The sequence below is a fragment of the uncultured Azonexus sp. genome (genome assembly GCF_937982035.1).
In the GTDB taxonomy this organism is placed as follows: Bacteria; Pseudomonadota; Gammaproteobacteria; order Burkholderiales; family Rhodocyclaceae; genus Azonexus.
In genome coordinates this window covers 300,893-323,158 of record NZ_CALJNI010000004.1, presented here as the reverse complement: position 1 = coordinate 323,158, position 22,266 = coordinate 300,893, and the positions used below count along the sequence as shown (strand labels likewise).

The following is a 22,266-nucleotide window of genomic DNA, read 5'->3' as shown; positions in this document are numbered from 1 at the left end:
TCGCATGAAAAAAATTGCCTGGCTGCTAGCCTTCCCGTTGTTTGCCTCGCCGCTGTCCGCTGCCGACCTGATGCAGGTTTATCAGGAAGCCCGTGATAACGATCCCGTTTTCGCTGCCGCCCGCGCCACGCTGGAGGCTGGTCGCGAAAAGGCCCCGCAGGGACGGGCCGGACTTTTGCCCAGTCTGACACTGTCGGGCAACACGGTGTGGAACGACAGTGAAGTCGAACCCCGGGGCGGACGCACGATCAATAACCAGTACAACACCAACGGCTATCAACTGACCCTGTCGCAGCCCCTGTTCCGCTGGCAGAACTGGGTGGCCTACGATCAGGCCAAACTGCAGGTGGCCCAGGCCGAAGCCAATTTCGTCCAGGCCCGCCAGGATCTGATCCTGCGCGTCGCCCAGGCCTATTTCGACGTGCTCTACGCCAGCGAAAACCTGAGCGCCGTCCGCGCCAACAAGGAAGCCACGGCACAACAACTGGAACTGGCCAAGAAGACCTTCGAGGTCGGCACGGCAACGATCACCGATACGCATGAAGCGCAGGCGCGTTTCGACCTGGTCACAGCACAGGAGATCGCCGCCGAAAGCGAACTCGAAATCCGCCGCCAGAGCCTGCAGATCCTGCTTGGCCGCATGCCGGACAGCCTCGCCGCACCACGCAAGGACGCCGTACTGAACCCGCCCGAGCCGAACCGGCTGCAGGACTGGATCGACGCCGCGGAAAAGGATGCGCTGCCGGTGCAGATCCAGCTCGCCCAGGCCGAAATCGCCGCCCGCGAGGTGGACAAGCAGCGCGCCGGCCACTACCCGACCGTCGATATCGTCGCCAATCGCGGCAAGGCCAAGACCTTCAACAATACGGCCATCGACTCCGATTACAGCAACATCGGCCTGCAACTGAACATCCCGTTGTTCCAGGGCGGCCTGACCACCTCCCGCCAGCGCGAAGCCGGGGCCAACCGCGAAGCCGCCCGTGCCGGACTGGAATCCGCGCGCCGCAACGCGACGCTGGCCGCCCGCCAGCATTACCTCGGCGTCACCAACGGCCTGGCCCAGGTCAATGCACTCAAGGCCGCGCTGATCTCGTCGCAGTCGGCACTGGAGTCGAACAAGCTGGGCTACGAAGTCGGCGTGCGCATCAACATCGACGTGCTCAATGCCGAGAACCAGCTCTACGTCACCCGTCGCGACCTGGCCAAGGCCACCTTCGACACGCTGATGGCGCAACTGCGCCTGAAGGCCGCCGTCGGCGCGCTGGGCGAGGACGACCTGGCCCGGATCAACAGCCTGCTTGAGCCGCGCAGCGTTCAATAAGACGCAAGGTACGCGCCGTCGCGCCCCGGTGGGCGGCGGCGAACTCACCGCAGGCCTGGCGCATGGCGGCGAGTTGCCCGGCATCCTGTAACAGCCCCTGAACCTGCCCGACGAGTGCCGGCGCATCGGCAACCCGCCGGGCCGCACCGGCGGCGATGGCATCCTCGGTCGCACTCAGGAAATTGAAGGTGTGCGGACCGACCAGCACCGGACAGCCACACGCCGCCGCCTCGATCAGGTTCTGCCCACCCAGCGGCAACAGGCTGCCGCCAATGAATGCGACATCGGCCAGCGTGTAATAAGCTGCCATCTCGCCCATGCTGTCGCCGAGCCAGACCCGGGTATCCGCCGTCGGCAAACCCTCGCTGCGCCGCCGGTAAGCGATGCCACGCGCAGCCAGCAGGCTGGCCACTTCATCGAAGCGCTGCGGGTGGCGCGGCACCAGGACGAGCAAGACATCGCCGGGGGCACTGCACCAGGCGTCGAGCAGCAGTGCCTCTTCGCCCTCACGGGTGCTGGCAGCCAGCCAGATTGCCCGTCCAGCCAGCGCCTGACGCCAGCTTTCGCCCAACTGGCGGCGCTCGGCGGCCGGCTCGACATCGAATTTCAGGTTGCCGCACACCTCGACCGACGGCGCCCCCAGTGTCGCCAGCCGCCCGGCATCGGCAGCCGTCTGGGCGGCAACTGCGGACAAGCGGGCGAAAGCCGGCCGGGTCAGTGCCGCAAAGCGCCCATAACCCCTGGCCGAACGCGCCGACAGGCGGGCATTGACCAGCGCCACCGGCAGCTTGCGCCGGGCACAGGCTGCCAGCAGATTCGGCCAGATCTCGGTTTCCATGAGCACGCCGAAACTTGGCGAGAAATGATCGAGAAAACGCCCGACGGCATCTGGCAGATCGTAAGGCAGATAGGCCTGGATCACCCGCTCGCCATATACCTCGGCACCGGCGGCGCGACCAGTCGGGGTCATGCCGGTCAGCAGGATGCGGGCGTCCGGCCAACGCGCCTGCAGCGCCTCGATCAAGGGCTGGGCGGCACGCGTTTCGCCGACCGAGACCGCATGCACCCAGATCAGCGGGCCGTGCCGGGCAACTGGCGGCCGACCATAGATACCGAAGCGTTCGCCGACATGCGCCCGGTAAGCCGGCTGTTTCCGCCCGCGCAGGAACAATCGCAGCAGGATCGCCGGCAGCAGCAGGTAGAGCAGCAGCGCGTAGACGAAACGGGCCATCAGCCGGGAACCGCCATCAATTCTGCCAGCACCGCTGCGACCGCCGGACATTGCCCTTTACCGCCGAGATTGCGATGGAAACCGGCACCGTAAACGCCGGTCAGTCCCGGCTCGGTCGCCGTATAGAGGGCAATGGTCGGGGTTTTCAGGGCAACGGCAAGATGTGTCAGGCCGGTATCGACGCCGACCACCGCCCGCGCGCCGGCGAGCAGGGTGGCCAGGGCATCGATGCGCAGCGGCGGCGCCGCCAGCGCGCCTGGAATGGCGGCGGCAAGACGCGCGGCACGGGCACGCTCCTGCGGATTGCCGGCCGGCAGCACGACCCCCAGACCCTGCGCGCGCAACGCCTGCCCCAGCGCAATCCAGTGCGCCTCCGGCCACAGCTTGTCGTCGCGGCTGGTGGCGCTGAGCAGGACGGCATACGGCCCTGCCGGCAGCCAGTCGAGGGCGATGGCCGGCGCCTGGATGCCGTAATCGACCGCATCGGCAACGGGATAATCGAGCGCCGCCGCTGCCAGCATGCGGTTGCGCACGACGGCGTGCAAGTCGCGCGCAACCCCGAAATGCCGGTCGTAGAAACGGGCGGCCAGCGGCTCCCTGGCCGACTCGCTGTCGTAACCGGCCAAAGGTCCATTGGCCCGGGAAGCGAGCAGGGCACTCTTGAACAACCCTTGAGTATCGAGCACCAGGTCGTAGTCGACCTCGCGCATGCGCTGCCGGAATTCGCCGATTTCCCGCCAGGTCTCGGCCTTGAGCAAGGCCTTGCGCCAGCGCCGGACCGCCACCGGAATGATCCGGCCGACCGCCGGATGCAGGCGCGGCACGGCGGCAAAACTCTCCTCGACGCACCAGTCAAGCTTCGCCTGCGGGAATTGACGGTGGATATCGGTCGCCACCGGCAGGTTATGTATGACGTCGCCGAGCGAAGAAGTTTTGACCAGCAGGATGCGCATCAGCCATGCACCAAGAAGACGAAACCGCGATTATAGATCGCCGGCGCCGCCCTTTCCTTTCCCGGACGGCAGACGGGGTGCTTGCGCTAAAATACGGCCTTTCGCTCAACGGACCTCAACCATGTGTGGCATCGTCGCGGCAGCCGCCGACAAGAACATCGTTCCCATCCTCGTCGAAGGGCTGAAGAAGCTCGAATACCGCGGCTACGACTCGGCCGGCCTGGCCGTCATCGGCGCCGACCGGATCGAGCGGGTGCGTTCGGTCGGGCGCGTTGCCGAACTGGAAAGCGCCTCGGCCGATACCGCATCGCCGACCGGCATTGCCCATACCCGCTGGGCAACCCACGGCGTGCCCTCGGAACGCAACGCCCACCCGCATGTTTCCGGCAGCATCGCCGTCGTTCATAACGGCATCATCGAGAATTACGAGAGCCTGCGCAGCGAACTGACGGCGCAGGGCTACGTGTTCACTTCGGATACCGATACCGAGACCATCGCTCACCTGGTCGAATCGCTGCTCAAAGGCGAACCCGATCTGTTCCACGCGGTACAGGCCGCCTGCCGGCGACTGGTCGGCGCCTACGCCATCGCCGTCATCGACCACAGCCAGCCCGGCCGCGTCATCGTCTCGCGCGAAGGCTCGCCGCTCCTGCTCGGCCTCGGCGACGAGGGCAACTACGCGGCGTCCGACGCCTCGGCGCTGCTCCAGGTCACCCGCAACATGGTCTATCTGGAAAATGGCGACATCGCCGAACTGAGCCGCGACGGCGTCCGCATCGAGCGCCTTGACGGCACCCCGGTCGAGCGCCCGGTGCATGTTTCCGAACTTTCCGCCGCCGCTGTCGAACTCGGCAACTTCCGCCACTACATGCAGAAGGAAATCTTCGAGCAACCGGAAGCGCTGGCCAACACCCTGGAAATCGTCGGTGGCAGCAAAACCATACAACCCGGTATTTTCGGCGCCGAAGCCGCCACTTTGCTGAACGATGTCGACCACATCCTGATTCTTGCGTGCGGCACCAGCGCCCATTCCGGCATGACCGCCCGCTACTGGCTGGAAGCAGTCGCCGGTGTCCCCTGTACCGTTGAAATCGCCAGCGAATACCGTTACCGGACCTCGGTGCCCAATCCGCGACAACTGATCGTCGCCATCTCGCAATCCGGCGAGACCGCCGACACCCTGGCCGCACTGCGCCACGCCAAGTCGCTCGGCCAGGCCAAAACCCTGGCCATCTGCAACGTGCCGGAATCGGCCATCGTCCGCGAATCGGCGTTGCGTTTCATCACCCGCGCCGGCCCGGAAATCGGCGTCGCCTCGACCAAGGCCTTCACCACCCAGCTGGCGGCATTGTTCCTGCTCACCCTGGTGGTCGCCAAGGTGCGCGGCCGACTCGGCGCCGATCAGGAAAGCGCCTACATCGACCAGTTGCGCCACCTACCGGTCGCGGTCAACAAGGTGCTGACGCTGGAAGAGGACATCGCCGCCTGGGCGCGGCGTTTCGCCGACAAGCAACACGCGCTTTTCCTCGGCCGTGGCCGCCACTATCCGATCGCCCTCGAAGGCGCACTGAAACTCAAGGAAATTTCCTACATCCACGCCGAAGCCTACCCGGCCGGCGAACTCAAGCATGGCCCGCTGGCGCTGGTCGATGCCAACATGCCGGTGATTTCAGTGGCGCCGGCCGACGACCTGCTGGAAAAGCTCAAGTCCAACCTGCAGGAAGTCCGCGCCCGCGGTGGCGAACTCTATGTGTTTGCCGACGCCGACTCGGAAATCCCCGAGTCGGAAGGCGTGCACATGCTGCGCCTGCCCGAACATTACGGCCTGCTGTCGCCCATCCTGCACGTCATTCCGCTGCAACTGCTGTCCTACCACGCGGCCCTGGTCAAGGGAACGGATGTGGACAAGCCGCGCAACCTGGCCAAGTCGGTGACGGTCGAGTAAATGGCCACTTACGCCATCGGCGACATCCAGGGCTGTTTCGATTCGCTGCAGAACCTGCTCGCAGCCTGCGCCTTCGACCCGGCCAGGGACCGGCTGTGGCTGGTCGGCGACCTGGTCAATCGCGGCCCGAAGTCGCTGGAAACCCTGCGCCTGATCAAGTCCTTCGGCGACTCGGCGATCACCGTCCTCGGTAACCACGATCTCTACCTGCTGATGGTCGCCGAGGGTGGCGCCAAGTTCCGGGGCAAGGACGACACCCTGGACGATGTGCTCAACGCGCCCGACCGCGACGAATTGCTGGACTGGCTGCGCCGTCAGCCCCTGTGCCATGTCGAAGGCGATTACTGCCTGGTGCATGCCGGCCTGCTGCCGCAATGGTCGGCAAAACGCGCCCGCGAACTGGCCCGCGAAGTCGAAGCCAAACTGCAGGGCAAGGATTATCCGGAGTTTGTCCGCAATCTCTGGGGCAGCGAACCGGCCGCCTGGGACGACGACCTGAAAGGCTGGCCGCGGCTGCGCGTGATCGTCAACGCGATGACCCGGATGCGCTTCTGCACCAAGAAAGGGCTGATGGAATTCAAGGCCAAGGGCAAACTGGTCAATGCGCCGGCCGGCTATTTACCGTGGTTCGATGTGCCCGATCGCAAGAGCGCCGGCAGCATTCTCGTCACCGGCCATTGGTCGGCGCTGGGCCTGCGCATCACGCAGAATCAGCTGGCGCTCGACTCGGGCTGTCTGTGGGGCGGGCATCTGACAGCGGTTCGCCTCGAAGACCGGCGGGTGTTTCAGGTGGATTGCTCGCCAGCGGAAGTCCAGCCGCTAAAGCGATAGCCTCGCGCGCCTCGGCCGCGACCTGCTTGCGCTCCTCGCCCTGCAGGCCACGCAGCGGCGTCGTCACCAGGCGGGCGATGATGCGCCGACGCTTGAGCATGGCGGTCGTGCACTCCCCCAGCGAGATATCGCCGTCGTAACGCGGCGCCAGGCTGCGTTCGCCGTTCAGCTCCCAGTAGGAAATCGCCGCCGGCAACACCGGTCGCCCGGCCGCCAGCGCCGGTTGCAGCAAGGCCGCGTGAAAATGCAGCAGGCTGCGGCCGTCGGTCGTCGTGCCCTCGGGAAAAACCGCAACGACCTTGCCCTGAGCAAGAATGCCGGCGATTTCCTCGTTGATGACGCGGGCGTGACCGCGGCTGCCGCGACGCAGGAAAACGGTGTCGTTTTTCCAGGCCAGCCAGCCGATCACCGGCCAGCGCCGCACTTCTTCCTTGGACACGAAGGCCGCCGGCACGGCGGCATTGATGACGAAGATGTCGACCCAGGAGACGTGATTGGCGACCAGCAACACCCCCGGCGCCAGATGCGTCAGATCGGCTTCCAGTTCGATGCCCAGCGCGTCGAGCACGGCTGCCGACCAGCTTTGCTTGAGCAGCAACCGCCGCCGGTCGCCGCAAATGCGGAAAACGGTCAGCGCAACCAGCGTGCCGGCGAGCACCAGCAGGAAAAGCCGGAACAGCCGGAAGGCGCGGACGATGGTCGAGGTTTCTTTCAGTCTGGCTGCCCCAGGTAATGCTTGGCGTAACGACCGGCAACCTTGGCCATCGGCATCAGGATGGGCAGGTCGGCGGTATTGAAATCGGGATCCCAGGCCGGTTCGCCGCAGATCCAGGCCCCGGCGCGCAGGTAGCCCTTGATCAGCGGCGGCACTTCGGCCGGGCGATCCTGCTGCAGGGCCGCCAGCGGCAGCGGGCAGCGCGGGAAGACGCGATACTCCTGCGGCCCGAGGTGGTCGGCAGCGAGCCGATTATACAGACTGGCCGCGGCATGGCCGCCGTCGGCCATGCTGATCGAGGCACAACCGATCAGGTAATCGTGGCCGTGCTCCAGCATGTACTGCGCCAGCCCGGACCACAGCAGGGTGATCGTGGCGCCGGTGCGATAGTCGGGATGAACACAGGAACGACCGATCTCGACCATGCGCGAACGCAGGTGCTGGAGGCGGGTCAGGTCGAATTCGTTTTCCGAGTAGTAGCCGACCTGGCGCGCGTTTTCCGGCGGCAGGATGCGGTAGGTACCGACGATGTCGCCGCTCTGCGTGTCGCGCACGACCAGGTGCTCGCAGTATGGGTCGTAGATGTCGTGATCGACGCCGGGCGTGCGGCTGGGCAGGTTGGCGCCCATTTCACCGGCGAAGACACGGTAACGCAGGCGCTGGGCTTCGAGAATGTCGCCGGCGCTGCGGGCAAAACCCACCGCCAGGTTGCGTTTTTCCGGACGGACGCGGGCCGCCGACTTGTGCATGTGTTCCATCTTGTTCTCCTTGTGTTTCTGGGGAACAGGATGGAACAGGCGTGTTACACGCCTATTGCCCGTGCATTACAGGCGGATTTCAGCCTTGTCCGGGCAGGGCGCAGCCAAAGGCGCGGCGATAGCGTTCGCCGATTTCTTCACGGCTTGGCCGGTGATTCTGGCCACCGCGATGGGCGATCTTGATCGACCCCATGACCGATGCCAGACGGCCGGTCGTCGGCCAGTCCCAGCCATTGGCGATGCCGTACAGCAGACCGGCGCGGTAGGCGTCGCCACAGCCCGTCGGATCGACGATGGCGTCGGGCGCCACGCAGGGAATGTCGTAACGCTGACCGTCGGCATGGATTTCCGACCCTTCGCCACCACGGGTGACGATCAGCGCCTTGACCTCCTGCGCCAACTGGTCGAGGCTGCGGCCGGTGCGGTCGCACGCCAGCCTGGCCTCGTAATCGTTGAAACAGGCGTAATCGGCCAGGCGCAGGAAATCCATCAGGTCGTCGCCGTCGAACATCGGCAGACCCTGGCCCGGATCGAAGATGAAGGGCACACCGGCGGCAGAAAAATCGCGGGCGTGCTGGAGCATGCCCTCACGGCCGTCGGGGGCAACGATGCCGAGCTTGGCGCCGGCCTGCTCGACCTTGTTCAGGTGCGAGAAAGCCATCGCGCCGGGGTGGAAGGCGGTGATCTGGTTGTCGTCAAGATCGGTGGTGATGAAGGCCTGGGCGGTGAAACTACCCGGCACCTGACGCACATGCCGGCGCGTCAGACCCAGCTCGTCGAGACGGGCGAGATAGGGCGCGGCGTCATCACCGACCGTGGCCATGATGCTCGCGTCGCCGCCGAGCAGCATCAGGTTGTAAGCGATATTGCCGGCACAACCGCCGTACTCGCGGCGCATTTCCGGGACCAGGAAGGCGACGTTGAGGATGTGGATCTGCTCGGGCAGGATGTGGTTCTTGAAGCGGTCCGGGAAGACCATGATGTTGTCGAAGGCCAGCGAGCCGCAGATCAGTGTCGTCATGTTGTCGGTCAGGGATAGAAAATGTAGAGGCGATAGCCGGTGGCGCCGATGTCCGAGGCCTCGATCCACAGGCGAACGGCGGTTTCGGCATTGGCCGGGAAGGCGTCGGCGGATACCCCGGCAGGGAGGTAGTCCGGGGCGTCGATGACCCGTCGGGCAACGACCCGGTCGTTGATGTCGGTCAGCGTCAGTTCAAGACTGGGCCAGGCCTGGGCATGCAGCGCCCGGTTCTTCAGGGTGGCGTTCAGCACGAACAGGCCGCGGGCCGCGTCGGCCTGCAGATCGGAGGTCTCGATCGAGACCAGGGCAACATCGCGCGGCAGGGGGACGTCGATGCCCAAGGCAGCATAGCTAGCACCCAGTGCCGGCACGCGCTGGACGATTTCGGTCCGGTAATGCATGGCCAGTTGAGCGCACAGCACCAGCAAGGCGATCAGGAAGACCAGAAGGTAAGGCCAGGCAGGCGATTTCTGGGCGGCTTCGTCGAAACCGCCGAAGCCGTCGCTGGCCAGCGGGCCGGCCGACCAGCGGTTATAGGCGTTGCTGTCAGCCAGTTCGCGAACCGCCACCAGGCCGGCCTCGCGGGCTGCCAGGGTGGTTTCCTCCGGACTCTCCGGCAAGGGATCGGGCAAGGCTTCGACGCGTTCCGGTTCGGCGACGGTCGTTTCTTCTGGCGATGGTCTCGTCTCCGGCGGCATCTCCTGGACTTCGGGAAATTCCGGCACGACAGGCGATGTTTCCGGCTCGCTGGCGGGAGGAGAGCGATCCTCCGGGATCGCTTCAAACGTCTCCGGAGACGTCGACGTCTCCTGCAGGGCAACCGGGCTGAACTCCGGTTCGGGCACCGTGGCAGGCTGCGTTTCCGGCAGCGGCGGCTCCTCCATCTGCAGATGATCGAAGGCGTTGAAAACGGTCTGACAATGACCGCAACGAACCTTGCCGGCCTTCAGGCGTAATTGCTCGGAGGTGACACGGAAGACCGTGCCACACGCCGGGCAACGGGTGCGGGTCAGGGCTTTACTCCGGCCAGACATACCCAGTCCTCGCGCATATCGGCCACCTGCAGCGGAATCCAAGGCGCGTAGACGGCAATGATTTCCTCGGCCTGTTCGCGCAGGATGCCGGACAGGGCCAGCCGGCCACCGGCGCGGACATGCGCACAGATAGCTGGGGCAAGGACACGCAGCGGGTTCGAGAGGATGTTGGCCACGACGACATCATACTCGCCTGCCAGCGTCTCTGCCGAGTCGGCGAAACGGGCAGCGACGTCATTGCTGGCCGCGTTGGCATTGGCTGCATCGACCGCCTGCGGGTCGATATCGACGCCGGCAACCGCCGCCGCCCCGAGTTTGGCCGCGGCAATGGCCAGGATGCCGGAACCGCACCCGTAGTCGAGCAGCGATTCGCCGCCGGTAATGGTGCGCTCCAGCCATTCCAGACACAGCCGGGTGGTCGGGTGCGAACCGGTGCCGAAGGCCATGCCCGGGTCGAGCACCAGATTGATCGCCGCCGGGTCCGGCGATTCATGCCAGGACGGGACAATCCACAGGCGACCGGAAACGCGGATCGGATCGAACTGCGCCTGGGTCAACTGCACCCAGTTCTGTTCCTCGACCGGCTCGACGGTGAATGCCGGGACAGCTTCCAAACCGGCCTGGGCGGCGGCATCGGCAAGCATCGCAGCGACATCGGCGTCCGGCTCGAACAAGGCGACGACACGCGAATGCGCCCAGCCCGGTGTGGTCACCGAACCGGGTTCGCCGAACTGCGGCTGCTCGTCGGGCGTGCCGGCATCGGCATCCTCGATACTGGCCGACAGCGCGCCAAGCTCGAGCAGGGCGTCGCAGACCGGCTCGGCACTGGCCGCATCGGTCAGGAAACTGACGTTTTGCCAGGCCATGCTTACTGCTTGACCTCGCTCTTGTCGGCCAGCTTGTGCTCCAGGTAATGGATGCTGGTGCCGCCTTCGTTGAAGCGGGCATCGAGCATCAGTTCCTGGTGCAGGGCAATGTTGGTCTTGATCCCCTGGATGCTCATCTCCGACAACGCGATGCGCATGCGTCGGATCGCCTGCTCGCGGGTATCGCCATAAGCGATGACCTTGGCGACCATCGAATCGTAATGCGACGGGACGCGATAGCCCTGGTAGATGTGCGAATCGACACGGATACCGGGGCCGCCGGGCGGGTGATAAAACTCGATCGTGCCGGGAGATGGCACGAACGTGAAGGGATCTTCGGCATTGATGCGGCATTCGATCGCATGCCCGCGCAGCACGATATCCTTCTGGCGATAACGCAGTTTCTCGCCGGCAGCGACGCGGATCTGCTCCTGGACGATGTCGACACCGGTGATCATTTCGGTGACCGGATGCTCGACCTGAACGCGGGTGTTCATCTCGATGAAATAGAACTCCCCATCTTCATAGAGGAATTCGAAGGTCCCCGCCCCGCGGTAGCCGATCTTGCGGCAGGCTTCGGCGCAACGCTCACCGATGCGGCTGATCAGGCGCGCCGGAATATGCGGCGCCGGCGCCTCTTCGATCACCTTCTGGTGGCGGCGCTGCATCGAGCAGTCGCGCTCGCCGAGATAGATGGCGTTCTTGTATTCGTCGGCCAGCACCTGGATTTCGACGTGACGCGGATTTTCCAGGAATTTCTCCATGTACACCGCGGGATTGCCGAAAAAGGTACCGGCTTCCTGACGGGTCGTACCGACCGCATTCAGCAGGGCGGCCTCGGTGTGCACCACGCGCATGCCGCGCCCGCCGCCGCCACCGGCCGCCTTGATGATCACCGGGTAACCGACTGCCCGGGCAATCTTGATGATCTCCTTGGGGTCTTCCGGCAAGGCGCCGTCCGAACCGGGCACGCAGGGCACGCCGGCAGCCTTCATCGCGTCCTTGGCCGATACCTTGTCGCCCATCAAACGGATGGTCTCTGCCTTCGGGCCGATGAAGACGAAGCCGGAAGTCTCGACCCGCTCGGCGAAGTCGGCATTCTCGGAGAGAAAACCATAGCCCGGGTGAATCGCCTGGGCATCGGTCACCTCAGCCGCCGAGATGATTGCCGGCACGTTCAGATAGCTTTGCGCCGATGCTGCCGGACCGATGCACACCGACTCGTCGGCCAGCTTGACGTACTTGGCCTCGCGGTCGGCCTCGGAGTGCACGACCACGGTCTTGATGCCCAGTTCGCGACAGGCACGCTGAATCCGAAGGGCAATTTCCCCCCGGTTCGCGATCAGGATTTTTTCGAACATCGCCATGATCAGCCGATCACAAACAGGGGCTCGCCAAATTCGACCGGCTCGCCGTTGTCGAGCAGGATGGCCTTGACCGTGCCGTCGGCATCGGACTCGATTTCGTTGAGCAGTTTCATCGCTTCGATGATGCACAGCGTATCGCCCTTCTTGACGACGCTGCCGACCTGGACGAAGGCATCGGCGCCGGGCGACGGCGAGCGGTAGAAGGTGCCGACCATGGGCGACTTGACGACGTGGCCTTCCGGCACATCATCCTCGTCATCGAGGTTGACCGAGGAAACCGCCGGCGCTGCGGCAGCCGCGGGCATGGCAGCCGGCATGGCGTATTGTACCGGCGCGGCCACGGCACCGAAATGCTTGGCGATACGGACCTTTTCCTCACCTTCGGTGACTTCCAGTTCGGAGATGCCGGACTCCTGAACGAGGTCGATAAGTTTCTTCAGCTTGCGCAGATCCATGAATGACTCCCTAATTTTTCGCGCATTTTGGGCGCATGATCACGACAATTGTCGTTATTGATCCAGATTGATCTTGTTGAGAAGGTATTCGAGGGCCAGGCGATAGCCCTCGTGGCCGAGGCCGCAGATGACGCCGACGGCCAGGTCGGAGAAATACGAGTGATGCCGGAAAGGTTCGCGGGCATGCACGTTCGACAGATGCACCTCGACAAAGGGGATGGCGACTGCCGCCAGCGCGTCGCGCAGGGCAACGCTGGTGTGCGTGTAGGCAGCCGGGTTGATGATGATGGCGCGGACGCCCTGCTCGCGGGCCGCGTGGATGCGCTCGATCAGCGCGCCTTCGTGATTGCTCTGGAAGGCTTCCAGCTCGACCCCGACACTATCCGCCAGACACGCCAGTGTCAGGTTGATGTCGGCCAGGGTCAGGCGACCGTAGTGCTCGGGTTCGCGCGTCCCAAGCAGGTTCAGATTAGGCCCATGCACCACCAGGATGCGAGCCTTTTCCGCCGGCTTGGAAGCAGTTTTTCGCTTCGTCATGGCGGCAAGTTTGCCGCAAATCGCCGCAATTTGTCCAGTCTACTCGCTCAGCAGATCAGCCAGTTCGGCCGCCCGGATGCGCTCGCGCGGCCGGCCGTCGCGGTGCTTGAGACTGACCCGCTCGAGATGCGGCGGCAGGATCACCAGATTGGCATCGACCGTATCGGTCTCGATGCGCAACACGGCCTCGACCTTGTCGCTGCGCGGCTCCACATGACTGACATCGACACCGCGGTTGAGCAGGAAGATTTCGACCTCCTTGGCGCTGTCGGCAAACAGCAGGATGTCGATGTGCGAATGTTCGCCAGCCGTGCCGTCGAGCACAGAACCGGTCAGGAAGGGGTTGAAGGCGTGCAGCAGCTCGAGCAGTTCCAGCGCCGTCTGGCGCATGGCCAGCAGCATCTCGGCGTGCTCCTCACCCTGATAGAGACTGCGATAGGCGCGCAATTCGGCCTCGACCTCGGCATTGTCGGGAAACGCGACATGCTCGGGGAGTCCCAACTGGCGCGCCGCCTTTTTCTTGGCGTGATGAAAATCGCTGATTCCGTCCTCGGCCATCAGGCGGGCAGCGGCTGCGGCAATGCTGGCCCGGGTACCGGACCCGGTTTTCAGCCTTTCATGGCGGGGCATGATGTCTCGCTCAGGGTAAAATCGCCTTCATTCTAACCACAGTACGTGACATGCACATTCACATTCTCGGCATCTGCGGCACCTTCATGGGTGGCATCGCCCAGCTGGCAGCAGCCTCGGGGCACCGCGTCACCGGCTGCGACGCCAACGTGTACCCGCCCATGAGCGACCAGTTGCAGCAGGCCGGCATCGCCCTCACCGAAGGTTTCTCGGCCGACCAACTGGCACTGAACCCGGATATTTTCGTGATCGGCAATGCCATCTCGCGCGGCAATCCGCTACTCGAAGCCATCCTCGATCGCGGCCTGCCTTACGTTTCCGGCCCGCAGTGGCTGGCCGAGAACGTCCTGCAAGGGCGTTGGGTACTCGGCGTCGCCGGCACCCACGGCAAGACGACGACCAGCGCGATGCTGGCCTGGATTCTCGAGGACGCCGGCATGAGCCCGGGCTTCCTGATCGGCGGCGTGCCGCTGAACTTCGGCGTCTCGGCCCGCCTTGGCGACACCCCGTTCTTCGTCATCGAGGCCGATGAATACGACACCGCTTTCTGCGACAAGCGGTCGAAATTCATCCACTACCGCCCCCGGACCGCCATCCTGAATAACCTGGAATACGATCACGCAGACATCTTCGCCGATCTTGCCGCCATCGAAACCCAATTTCATCACCTGGTGCGCACCCTGCCGCAATCCGGGCTGATCGTTGCCAACGCCGCCGAAGCCAGCCTGGAACGCGTACTGGCGCGCGGCTGCTGGACACCGGTCGAACGTTTCAACGACAGCCAGGGCTACCGCACAACCGGTAACGACGCCGACGGCGAACTGATCCTGCTCGGCCGCGATGGCGAGATTGGCCGTACCGCCTGGCAACTGACCGGCGAGCACAATCGCGCCAACGCCTGCGCCGCCCTGCTTGCCGCGCGCCATGTCGGCGTGCCGTTCGCCAAGGGCCTGGAAGCACTCGGCCGCTTCGGCAACGTCAAACGCCGCATGGAGGTTCGCGGCGTGGTCCGGGGCATCACCGTTTACGACGATTTCGCCCACCACCCGACGGCAATCGCCACGACCGTCGCCGGACTGCGCCGCAAGGTCGGCCCGGCACGCATCCTGGCGGTGCTCGAACCGCGCTCCAACACCATGAAGCTGGGCACCATGAAGTCCCAGTTGCCCGACAGCCTGCGCGAAGTCGACGCCGCCTTCTGTTACGCTGGCAACCTGGGCTGGGATGCCAGCGCCGCGCTCGCCCCGATGGGAGAGCGTGCGAGCGTTCACGATCAACTCGACACCCTGGTCAGCGCCATCGCTGCCGCCGCACGCCCCGGCGACCACGTGCTCGTCATGAGCAACGGCGGTTTCGGCGGCATTCACGACAAACTGCTGGAAAGCCTATCCTCATGAAACGACGCACCTTCATCGGCCTGCTCGCCGCAGCCGCCCTCACCGCCTGCGGCAGTGATACGCCACGCTTCAGCCACACCGACTTGTCGGCAGGCAACATCTTCCCGACCGGCACGCTGTTCGACGGCACCGGCCAGGCGCGCAGCCTGCAGGACTTTCATGGCAAGGCCGTGCTGGTCTTCTTCGGCTACACCAGTTGCCCGGACATCTGCCCGGGCAGCCTGCGCAAGTACGCCAGCCTGATCCGCAACCTGCGCAGCAAGGATGCCGAGCGCCTGCAACTGGTGTTCATCTCGGTCGACCCGGAACGCGACACCCCCGAGCGCACCGATACCTACGTCAAATGGTTCAACCCAGCCTTCCTCGGCCTCTCCGGCACCGAGCAGCAGATCGCCGAAGTTGCCGGCCAGTTCAAGGTGATTTACAGCAAGAAGGAAGTGGAAGGCGGCATGGGCTACGTCATCGACCACAGCGCCGGCGCCTACCTGATCGACCCGAAGGGGCAGCTGCGCCTGGCGATTCCGGAAAACGCCCCGATCGAGCCCATCGTCACCGACCTGCTACAACTGCTGGAAGGGAAATGAAAAAAGCCCCGCCTGAGCGGGGCTTTTGCTTGGCTGGGCCAGAAAAGGCTCAGCGCTCCATCGATTCGACGACGGCCAGGGCCGTCATGTTGACCAGGCGGCGAACGGTTGCCGTCGAGGTCAGCACATGCACCGGACGGGCTGCGCCGAGCAGGATGGGGCCGATGGTCACGCCTTCGCCGGCGGTCATCTTCAACAGGTTGTAGGAGATGTTGGCGGCGTCGATGTTCGGCATCACCAGCAGGTTGGCCTCGCCCTTGAGCGGCGAATCCGGGTTGGCCTCGCGGCGGACGTCTTCGCTCAGTGCCGAATCGCCGTGCATTTCGCCGTCGACCTCGAGCTCGCCGGCCGACATCGCCGACACCAGTCCGGCGGCAACGCTCATCTTGCGCGCCGATTCCGAGTTACCGGAGCCGAAGTTGGAGTGCGACAACAGCGCTGCCTTCGGGTGGCTGCCGAAGCGCTTGACCTGCTCGGCGGCCATCAGCGTCATCTCGGCGATTTCCTCGGCCGTCGGATTTTCGTTGACGTGGGTATCGCAGATGAACAGCGAACGGCCCGGCAGCATCAGGTAATTCATCGCTGCCAGCGTATTGACGCCGGTGCGCTTGCCGATGACCTGGCTGATCACGCCGAGGTGGTGGCTGTACTGGCCGGTCATGCCGCAGATCAGGCCGTCGGCGTAGCCGAGCTTGAGCAGCATGGCACCGATCACCGTCGGCTTGCGGCGCAGGGTTTCCTTGGCGATCGCCGGGGTGACGCCACGACGCACCATCAGCTTGTGATAGGCGGTCCAGCATTCACGGTAACGCTCGTCGGATTCCGGATTGACGACGTCGAAATCGACACCCGGCTTGATCCGCAGATTGGCCTTCTCGAGGCGCAGCGCAATGATGTCGGGGCGACCGATCAGGATCGGACGGGCGAATTTTTCCTCGATCACCACTTGAACAGCACGCAACACGCGCTCATCTTCGCCCTCGGCGTAGATGATGCGCTTGCCCTGGGCCTGCCGTGCGGCCTGGAAGATGGCGCGCATGCCGACGCCGGTGTGATAGACGAATTCCGACAGCTTGGCACGATAAGCGGCCCAGTCGGTGATCGGGCGGGTGGCGACACCGGAATCGATGGCGGCCTGGGCGACGGCCGGCGCAATCTTGACGATCAGGCGCGGGTCAAAAGGCTTGGGAATCAGGTATTCCGGGCCGAAGGTCAGGTCGTGGCCGGGGTAGGCCATGGCCACTTCGTCGGTGACTTCGGCTTCGGCCAGTTCGGCGATGGCGCGCACCGAGGCCATCTTCATTTCTTCGGTGATGCGGGTGGCGCCGACGTCGAGCGCACCGCGGAAGATGAAGGGGAAGCAGAGGACGTTGTTGACCTGGTTCACATAGTCGGAACGGCCGGTGGCGATGATCGCCTCCGGGCGGACTTCCTTGACCAGTTCCGGCATGATTTCCGGCGTCGGGTTGGCCAGCGCGAAGACCATCGGCTTCTCGGCCATGCTCTTGACCATGTCCTGGTTGACCACACCGGCCGCCGACAGACCGAGGAAGACGTCGGCACCGACCATGGCGTCGGCCAGCGTGCGCTTGTCGGTTTCCTGGGCGTAGCGGGCCTTGGTTTCGTCCATGCCGCCCGGACGGCCGACGTAGATGACGCCCTTGGAGTCGCAGATGGTGATGTTCTCGCGCTTGACGCCAAGATCACACCACAGGTTCACGCAGGAGATAGCGGCGGCGCCGGCGCCGGAAACCACCACCTTGATCTCTTCGATCTTCTTGCCGACCACCTTGAGGCCGTTGAGCATGGCGGCGCCGGAAATGATCGCGGTGCCGTGCTGGTCGTCGTGGAAGACGGGGATATTCATCCGCTCCTTCAGCTTCTGCTCGATGTAGAAGCACTCCGGCGCCTTGATGTCTTCGAGGTTGATGCCGCCGAGCGTCGGCTCGAGCGCGGCGATCATGTCGATCAGCTTGTCCGGGTCGTTCTCGGCCAGCTCGATGTCGAACACGTCGATACCGGCAAACTTCTTGAACAGACAGCCCTTGCCTTCCATGACCGGCTTCGAGGCCAGCGGGCCGATGTTGCCCAGACCGAGCACGGCGGTGCCGTTGGTGACGACGCCGACCAGGTTGGCGCGCGAGGTGTACAGCGCGGCGGTCGATTCGTCCTCGACGATGGCGTCACAGGCGGCAGCGACACCCGGCGAGTAGGCCAGCGCCAGATCGCGCTGGTTGGTCAGGCCCTTGGTCGGGCGGACAGAAATCTTGCCCGGGGTGGGCCAGCGGTGATATTCCAGTGCGGCTTCGCGCAAATCCTTTTCCACGGAAATTCCTCGGCAAACGTGTTAGGGAAAACCCTGCAGGTTACTCCAAAAAACACCGCACGGGTTTCGTAATTATGAATTATTGCTTAGACCGGTGGATTTTTCCACTCGTCAGCAAAACTCAGGACGACTCCCAGTCGTGTACGTGCAGATGGGCATGCGCCTGCCCCCCATGCCGATGCCGGTGACGATGCGCCAAGCCGGCCGCCTGCAGCAGTTCAAGGTCCTGCAGCGCAGTGGTCAACGGCCCGTCGTAACAGAGGCGGCCTTCGCCGTTCAGGATCAGCGCACGCTCGCCCAGCTCGGCCGCCAGACTGAGGTTGTGCGTACTGACCAGCACGGTGCGTCCCGATTCGAGCAGCGTATCGATCAACCAGCCGACCGTCGCCGGATCCAGCGATGCACTCGGCTCGTCGAGCGCCAGGAAGGAAGGATCGAGCACCAGCAGGCAGGCCAGCGCGACTTTCTGCTTCTGGCCGCCGGAGAGGGCGAACGGCGCCTCGTCAAGCAAGGCCGACAGGCCCAGCTCGGCGGCCCAGCGCGCCACCCGCTGATCGCCATCGGGCAGGCCGAGTTGCCGGGGCCCGTAGGCAATTTCCTCGCGCACCGTCGGATTGAACAGCATCGCCTCCGGGTGTTGGAACAAGAGCACGTTGTCCTGACGGAAGCGGCGGGCAAAATCGCGTTGCCTCAGCAGCTCCTTGGTCAGCATGCGCCCCTGCCAGGCAATCGTGCCCCGTGTCGGTTGCAGCAGTCCGTTGACCAGTCGCAGCAGCGTCGACTTGCCGGCCCCGTTCGGTCCGAGCAGCACCACCTTCTCACCGGCTTCGATACGGAAACTCAGATCGGCGAAGACCGACCGGCCGTCAGGCCAGGCGTAGGCGACCCCATTAAATTCCAGCAACGGCTCAGCCATCGAAACTCCCCCGTGAGCGCATGGCCTGCGCCGATTGTTCGGCACCGTGCAAAGCCTTTTCCATCAAGGCCCCACCCTGCACCCCGGCATGGCGGAGCAGGGTTGTCGGCTTTGGCGGTAGCGGATTGCGGCTGCGGAACGCCGCCCGGAAATCGTCGAGCAGGCGCCGGTAAACAACCACCTGACCGAGCGTCAGCGTCGCCACCATGGACAACGACGGCCAGCCGCGCAGGGCATCGAGCAGACGCACGCGCTCGACCACCCAGAACCCCAGATAAACCAGCAACAGCACCCGCAGGTTGATCAACAGCAAGGGCGCCCACACCGGTTGCTCCCGCCAGGCGGCGAGCAGCGCATAGGCCAGGCTGACGCTGGCGTTGAACAGCAGCAGGGCGAGCACCGCCCGTTTCAGCAGCGACCAGCGCGACGCTCCCGCCGCCAGCAACGCGGCCAGCAGCCCGAACGCCAGCCACGACGGCTCATGGATGAAGCTGATTGCCAGCACGGCGCCGGCATAACCGGCAAGCCAGAGGCGGGCGCGATTCATGCGGCGACCCAGCCTTTGCGCCGCGCCAGACGCCAGACGAACAGGGTCAGCGCCGCCTCGCCGACACCGATCAGCAGATGCGGCAAGAGCACGGCCGGCACGGTGATTTCCGGGCCGAGCGGGAAGAACAGCGGGGCACCGTCGTCGCGCCGGGCAAGGGTCGGCTGCAGACCGAGCACCAGGGCAACGATCAGGGCAGAGAGCTGCAGCGAAACGAAAGCGGCCACCACCACCGCGACATCCTCGTTGAAACGCGCCAGCGAGCGATACAGCGCAACCGCCACCACCGCCCCGACCAGGCCCAGCGCCAGCGCATTGACCCCCAGCGCGGTAATGCCGCCGGCGCCGAACAGCAGCGCCTGGAGCAGCAGCACGCCGCTGTACGCGAGAAACGCCAGACGCACGCCGAACACCAGCGCCAGCACCGCCACCCCGAGCGCGTGCCCGGAGGTCCCGCCGGGCAGCGGCAGCATGATCAGGCCAAGCGCGTAGGCCAGCGCCGTCAGCATGGCCAGGCGCGGCACCAGCGTCTCGTCGAGCCGTCCGGCCAACCCGCGACCGGCCCAGGTCCAGGCAGCAGCCGCCACGCCCCAGGCGGGCAACCAGGTCTGCGGCGACAGGAATCCGTCGGGAATATGCATCGATCAGGGTCAGAACGTCAGCGAAGTGGAGAAGATCAGACGGTATTTTTCCTTACCCTCGGCACCCTGCTGCGTATTCGATTCGTTGAGCCGGGTCCACACCGGCTTCTTGATGCCAAGCGCGAAGCTGGCATTGTGCCAGTAGGCACGCACCCCGGGCATCACATAAAGCATGCGGCCGCCGGTGCCGTCCTCGCCGACGCCATCGACGCGGTCGCGGCCGAGTGCCAGGTATTGCACTTCCAGCACGGGATCAAGGCGGAAAACCTTGTCCGGCACGGTCAGGGCGCGCCAGGACAAAGCCGCGCTGAGGCGGTTCTCGGCACCGAACTGCACCCGCTCGCCATTGGCGTAGGTATAGGGCTGAAAGCGGAAGGTCGATGCTTCCAGATTCAGGGTCAGCGTCTGGCCGAGCATCTTGCTCGCGCTCACGCCGAACGACCACGCCGGCTTGCCGAAGCCCAGCGATTTGCCGGCATCGATGCTGCCGTCGGCCAGACGGTGATTGGCACTGCCGGTCGGCAAGGTACTGCCGGCAAAAACGCTGAAATGCCAGTCCTCCAGATCATCGAGGCTTTCATTGGCCGGCGTCAGCTGCCAGCCGTCCAGGTCGTAGCGGAAACCGATCTGCCCCATCACCGAGGCATCGGCCCAACCGCGCGAATCGAGCCCGCCCGACGCCTCGACCTTGGCATGATGCGGCACAAACACGTAGGCCGAAAACCAAGGGGTCACGCCGTACCCCAGCCCGAGCATGGAAAAGCGGGCGTAGTCGGCATTCGGCGCCGCCCAATCGTATTGCTTGAAGCGTGCCTCATCGACTTTCAGGTAAGCCAGCACCGCCCCCGCCGGCAACACCGACGACGACGCCGACTCGATCGGCGCCCCCGGCCCCTGCAGGCCGGCGGCCCCCACGCCGGCAACGCCGTGGTGCGCCAGTGCCGGTTGGGCAAAAGCGGCCGCCAGCAAGGCACCGGAGCGCAAGACGGATGTGTTCATCGTTTTTTCCTCCCCAGGTAAAGCTGCCACAGCCCGAACAGGCCGAAAATCGTTCCCAGACCGCCAAGCCACAGTGCCGCCCGCGGCGTTTCGGCAACCGGCGGCGTCACTGCGAGTTCGCCGGAAATTGCCGAAATCTGCCGGTCGACCCCGTGACCGTCGTCCGACCACGCTTTCAGTCGCCATTCGCCCGGCACATCGGCAAGGAACACGACCCGGCCGGCAGCATCGGTCCGGCCAACCTGCGCGGGCGTCTCGCTACCGGCCGGATAAAGCTCGTAGGCCTCGAAGGCAAAGGGCTGAGCGTCGGCGTAGCGCAAGGTGACCACGGTGGCCGTCGCGCCAGCGGTATTGACCTGAACCTCGTGCGCCGTCGCCACGCCGGCGACCAGCAGAAAGACCGCTAACAGGCGCTTCATCGGGCAATCTCGAACTGCAGCGTCGCGCTGCGCAGAGAGCGGTCGGCCTTACCGTCGGTCAGCGGTGTCTCCAGCGTCGTCGAAATCAGCTGCACCCCCGGATGCCGCAGACGGATCGCAATCCGTCCGTCGACACCGGTGACGCCGCGCGTATCGTCGCCATAGGCGACCGGCAGAGCGGCGACCGGCTGGCCGTCGTCGGTGACCAGCAAGCTCAATTTGTCGCCACTGGCCAGCGTCAGCGGATCGCGCAGCGGCGTGATTTCCAGGCCCTGCCCGAGCGGCTGGCCGGCCGCCGGCAGCCAGCGGCCGATACGCTTCACCGAGTCGGCCGCATGCCAGCTACGGAGCACGCCGCTCATCCCGGTTTTCGGCACGTTCCTGGTTTCCCAGGCCGTCTTCGTCCAGTAGCCGGAAACATACTGTGCCTGCAGCACGGCGCAGCCACCCGGCAGGCGCACCGGCGAGCCTGCCGGAACCGTCAGCGCCCGCTGTCGGCCTTCGCCGTCAACGCAACGCGCGCCAACCACCCGCGCCGCATCGTAGGGAACGGTCTCGGCGCCGGCATGGGCGGAATGACGATGCCCCTGGAGCAGCACCAGTTCGCTGCCGTCGGGTTCCAGCCAGAGATCATGCGCCCAAGCGAACGAGGAGCAACACAAAAACAGGAAAAGCAACGGAGCACGCATGACCGAGCAACCTCGATATGAAGATATTGATTATCTTCATACAAAATCCGTGCCCACACCATAAGTCATTGTGCGTACAAGCTT

At 64.9% G+C, this 22,266-nt stretch carries 22 protein-coding genes and 1 pseudogene; 5 read left to right on the top strand and 18 right to left on the bottom strand.

What is annotated here, in order from left to right; genetic code table 11:
* Positions 1–4: 4 nt before the first annotated feature.
* A complete protein-coding gene (locus Q0799_RS04305; protein ID WP_298394682.1) occupies positions 5–1,321 on the top strand; it encodes a TolC family outer membrane protein in 1,317 nt (438 codons plus the stop codon).
* Here Q0799_RS04305 and waaA read toward each other — a convergent pair.
* Together waaA and waaC are read right to left on the bottom strand one after the other, a co-directional pair.
* Positions 1,287–2,555 carry a lipid IV(A) 3-deoxy-D-manno-octulosonic acid transferase gene (waaA, locus tag Q0799_RS04300; protein ID WP_298395008.1) on the bottom strand — a complete coding sequence of 423 codons (1,269 nt, stop codon included), beginning with the start codon at positions 2,553–2,555 and terminating at the stop codon, positions 1,287–1,289. The genes Q0799_RS04305 and waaA overlap by 35 nt on opposite strands.
* Positions 2,552–3,505 carry a lipopolysaccharide heptosyltransferase I gene (waaC, locus tag Q0799_RS04295; protein ID WP_028993665.1) on the bottom strand — a complete coding sequence of 318 codons (954 nt, stop codon included), beginning with the start codon at positions 3,503–3,505 and terminating at the stop codon, positions 2,552–2,554. The genes waaA and waaC overlap by 4 nt, the downstream gene beginning before the upstream one ends.
* A 121-nt stretch (positions 3,506–3,626) precedes the next feature.
* Between waaC and glmS the strand changes: the two genes are divergently transcribed.
* Both glmS and Q0799_RS04285 read left to right on the top strand, forming a co-directional pair.
* On the top strand, positions 3,627–5,450 hold the full coding sequence (gene glmS, locus Q0799_RS04290; RefSeq protein WP_298394677.1) for a glutamine--fructose-6-phosphate transaminase (isomerizing): 1,824 nt from the start codon (positions 3,627–3,629) through the stop codon (positions 5,448–5,450).
* Positions 5,451–6,281, top strand: coding sequence for a symmetrical bis(5'-nucleosyl)-tetraphosphatase (locus Q0799_RS04285; protein ID WP_298394674.1), 831 nt, complete (start codon positions 5,451–5,453; stop codon positions 6,279–6,281).
* 190 nt (positions 6,282–6,471) lie between these two features.
* On the opposite strand, the pseudogene Q0799_RS04280 reads toward Q0799_RS04285, so the two are convergent.
* The 9 genes and pseudogenes from Q0799_RS04280 to Q0799_RS04240 all read right to left on the bottom strand — a co-directional run.
* A pseudogene (locus tag Q0799_RS04280) lies at positions 6,472–6,792 on the bottom strand (lysophospholipid acyltransferase family protein); the annotation flags it as partial.
* A gap of 200 nt (positions 6,793–6,992) precedes the next feature.
* Positions 6,993–7,754, bottom strand: coding sequence for a GNAT family N-acyltransferase (locus tag Q0799_RS04275; protein ID WP_298394671.1), 762 nt, complete (start codon positions 7,752–7,754; stop codon positions 6,993–6,995).
* A 79-nt stretch (positions 7,755–7,833) separates the two neighbouring features.
* Complete coding sequence (locus tag Q0799_RS04270; protein WP_298394668.1) at positions 7,834–8,775, bottom strand: carbohydrate kinase family protein; 942 nt, start codon at positions 8,773–8,775, stop codon at positions 7,834–7,836.
* Positions 8,776–8,783: 8 nt separating this feature from the next.
* The gene (locus tag Q0799_RS04265) at positions 8,784–9,809 is read right to left on the bottom strand and encodes a DUF3426 domain-containing protein (RefSeq protein ID WP_298394665.1); all 1,026 of its coding nucleotides are present in this window, start codon (positions 9,807–9,809) and stop codon (positions 8,784–8,786) included.
* The gene (prmA, locus tag Q0799_RS04260) at positions 9,785–10,675 is read right to left on the bottom strand and encodes a 50S ribosomal protein L11 methyltransferase (protein ID WP_298394662.1); all 891 of its coding nucleotides are present in this window, start codon (positions 10,673–10,675) and stop codon (positions 9,785–9,787) included. The genes Q0799_RS04265 and prmA overlap by 25 nt, the downstream gene beginning before the upstream one ends.
* A gap of 2 nt (positions 10,676–10,677) precedes the next feature.
* A complete protein-coding gene (gene accC, locus Q0799_RS04255) occupies positions 10,678–12,036 on the bottom strand; it encodes an acetyl-CoA carboxylase biotin carboxylase subunit (RefSeq protein WP_298394660.1) in 1,359 nt (452 codons plus the stop codon).
* 8 nt (positions 12,037–12,044) lie between these two features.
* The gene (gene accB, locus Q0799_RS04250) at positions 12,045–12,497 is read right to left on the bottom strand and encodes an acetyl-CoA carboxylase biotin carboxyl carrier protein (RefSeq protein WP_298394657.1); all 453 of its coding nucleotides are present in this window, start codon (positions 12,495–12,497) and stop codon (positions 12,045–12,047) included.
* Between the two features lie 54 nt (positions 12,498–12,551).
* Positions 12,552–13,034, bottom strand: a complete 483-nt coding sequence (gene aroQ, locus Q0799_RS04245; RefSeq protein WP_298394654.1) for a type II 3-dehydroquinate dehydratase — start codon at positions 13,032–13,034, stop codon at positions 12,552–12,554.
* A 39-nt stretch (positions 13,035–13,073) separates the two neighbouring features.
* Entirely contained in the window at positions 13,074–13,664 is a 591-nt protein-coding gene (locus Q0799_RS04240) for a hypothetical protein (protein WP_298394651.1), read from the bottom strand.
* 50 nt (positions 13,665–13,714) lie between these two features.
* Here Q0799_RS04240 and mpl point away from each other — a divergent pair, with 50 nt between their 5' ends.
* Together mpl and Q0799_RS04230 are read left to right on the top strand one after the other, a co-directional pair.
* Positions 13,715–15,061 carry a UDP-N-acetylmuramate:L-alanyl-gamma-D-glutamyl-meso-diaminopimelate ligase gene (gene mpl, locus Q0799_RS04235; protein WP_298394648.1) on the top strand — a complete coding sequence of 449 codons (1,347 nt, stop codon included), beginning with the start codon at positions 13,715–13,717 and terminating at the stop codon, positions 15,059–15,061.
* Complete coding sequence (locus tag Q0799_RS04230) at positions 15,058–15,645, top strand: SCO family protein (protein WP_298394645.1); 588 nt, start codon at positions 15,058–15,060, stop codon at positions 15,643–15,645. The genes mpl and Q0799_RS04230 overlap by 4 nt, the downstream gene beginning before the upstream one ends.
* Before the next feature lie 49 nt (positions 15,646–15,694).
* Here the strand turns inward: Q0799_RS04230 and Q0799_RS04225 are convergent, their stop codons facing one another.
* The 7 genes from Q0799_RS04225 to Q0799_RS04195 form a co-directional block, all read right to left on the bottom strand.
* A complete protein-coding gene (locus Q0799_RS04225) occupies positions 15,695–17,971 on the bottom strand; it encodes an NADP-dependent malic enzyme (protein ID WP_298394642.1) in 2,277 nt (758 codons plus the stop codon).
* A gap of 121 nt (positions 17,972–18,092) precedes the next feature.
* Positions 18,093–18,887, bottom strand: coding sequence for an ABC transporter ATP-binding protein (locus Q0799_RS04220; protein WP_298394639.1), 795 nt, complete (start codon positions 18,885–18,887; stop codon positions 18,093–18,095).
* Positions 18,880–19,434 (bottom strand): hypothetical protein, encoded by a 555-nt coding sequence (locus tag Q0799_RS04215; RefSeq protein WP_298394636.1) that lies wholly within the window; start codon positions 19,432–19,434, stop codon positions 18,880–18,882. The genes Q0799_RS04220 and Q0799_RS04215 overlap by 8 nt, the downstream gene beginning before the upstream one ends.
* Positions 19,431–20,075, bottom strand: a complete 645-nt coding sequence (locus Q0799_RS04210) for an energy-coupling factor ABC transporter permease (RefSeq protein WP_298394633.1) — start codon at positions 20,073–20,075, stop codon at positions 19,431–19,433. Before Q0799_RS04210 ends, Q0799_RS04215 begins: the two co-directional genes overlap by 4 nt.
* 9 nt (positions 20,076–20,084) lie before the next feature.
* Positions 20,085–21,074 (bottom strand): hypothetical protein, encoded by a 990-nt coding sequence (locus Q0799_RS04205; protein WP_298394631.1) that lies wholly within the window; start codon positions 21,072–21,074, stop codon positions 20,085–20,087.
* Positions 21,071–21,493 carry a hypothetical protein gene (locus Q0799_RS04200; RefSeq protein WP_298394628.1) on the bottom strand — a complete coding sequence of 141 codons (423 nt, stop codon included), beginning with the start codon at positions 21,491–21,493 and terminating at the stop codon, positions 21,071–21,073. Before Q0799_RS04200 ends, Q0799_RS04205 begins: the two co-directional genes overlap by 4 nt.
* Entirely contained in the window at positions 21,490–22,182 is a 693-nt protein-coding gene (locus Q0799_RS04195; protein ID WP_298394626.1) for a DUF4198 domain-containing protein, read from the bottom strand. Before Q0799_RS04195 ends, Q0799_RS04200 begins: the two co-directional genes overlap by 4 nt.
* Positions 22,183–22,266: the final 84 nt, after the last annotated feature.

Coding starts and splice junctions, on each gene's coding strand:
- Q0799_RS04275 (WP_298394671.1), bottom strand. CDS start 7,754: ATGGAACACATGCACAAGTCGGCGGCCCGCGTCCGTCCGGAAAAACGC.
- Q0799_RS04220 (WP_298394639.1), bottom strand. CDS start 18,887: ATGGCTGAGCCGTTGCTGGAATTTAATGGGGTCGCCTACGCCTGGCCT.
- accB (WP_298394657.1), bottom strand. CDS start 12,497: ATGGATCTGCGCAAGCTGAAGAAACTTATCGACCTCGTTCAGGAGTCC.
- Q0799_RS04265 (WP_298394665.1), bottom strand. CDS start 9,809: ATGTCTGGCCGGAGTAAAGCCCTGACCCGCACCCGTTGCCCGGCGTGT.
- Q0799_RS04210 (WP_298394633.1), bottom strand. CDS start 20,075: ATGCATATTCCCGACGGATTCCTGTCGCCGCAGACCTGGTTGCCCGCC.
- waaC (WP_028993665.1), bottom strand. CDS start 3,505: ATGCGCATCCTGCTGGTCAAAACTTCTTCGCTCGGCGACGTCATACAT.
- Q0799_RS04195 (WP_298394626.1), bottom strand. CDS start 22,182: ATGCGTGCTCCGTTGCTTTTCCTGTTTTTGTGTTGCTCCTCGTTCGCT.
- aroQ (WP_298394654.1), bottom strand. CDS start 13,034: ATGACGAAGCGAAAAACTGCTTCCAAGCCGGCGGAAAAGGCTCGCATC.
- Q0799_RS04200 (WP_298394628.1), bottom strand. CDS start 21,493: ATGAAGCGCCTGTTAGCGGTCTTTCTGCTGGTCGCCGGCGTGGCGACG.
- Q0799_RS04285 (WP_298394674.1), top strand. CDS start 5,451: ATGGCCACTTACGCCATCGGCGACATCCAGGGCTGTTTCGATTCGCTG.
- Q0799_RS04240 (WP_298394651.1), bottom strand. CDS start 13,664: ATGCCCCGCCATGAAAGGCTGAAAACCGGGTCCGGTACCCGGGCCAGC.
- mpl (WP_298394648.1), top strand. CDS start 13,715: ATGCACATTCACATTCTCGGCATCTGCGGCACCTTCATGGGTGGCATC.
- Q0799_RS04215 (WP_298394636.1), bottom strand. CDS start 19,434: ATGAATCGCGCCCGCCTCTGGCTTGCCGGTTATGCCGGCGCCGTGCTG.
- Q0799_RS04205 (WP_298394631.1), bottom strand. CDS start 21,074: ATGAACACATCCGTCTTGCGCTCCGGTGCCTTGCTGGCGGCCGCTTTT.
- Q0799_RS04230 (WP_298394645.1), top strand. CDS start 15,058: ATGAAACGACGCACCTTCATCGGCCTGCTCGCCGCAGCCGCCCTCACC.
- prmA (WP_298394662.1), bottom strand. CDS start 10,675: ATGGCCTGGCAAAACGTCAGTTTCCTGACCGATGCGGCCAGTGCCGAG.
- Q0799_RS04270 (WP_298394668.1), bottom strand. CDS start 8,775: ATGACGACACTGATCTGCGGCTCGCTGGCCTTCGACAACATCATGGTC.
- accC (WP_298394660.1), bottom strand. CDS start 12,036: ATGTTCGAAAAAATCCTGATCGCGAACCGGGGGGAAATTGCCCTTCGG.
- glmS (WP_298394677.1), top strand. CDS start 3,627: ATGTGTGGCATCGTCGCGGCAGCCGCCGACAAGAACATCGTTCCCATC.
- Q0799_RS04305 (WP_298394682.1), top strand. CDS start 5: ATGAAAAAAATTGCCTGGCTGCTAGCCTTCCCGTTGTTTGCCTCGCCG.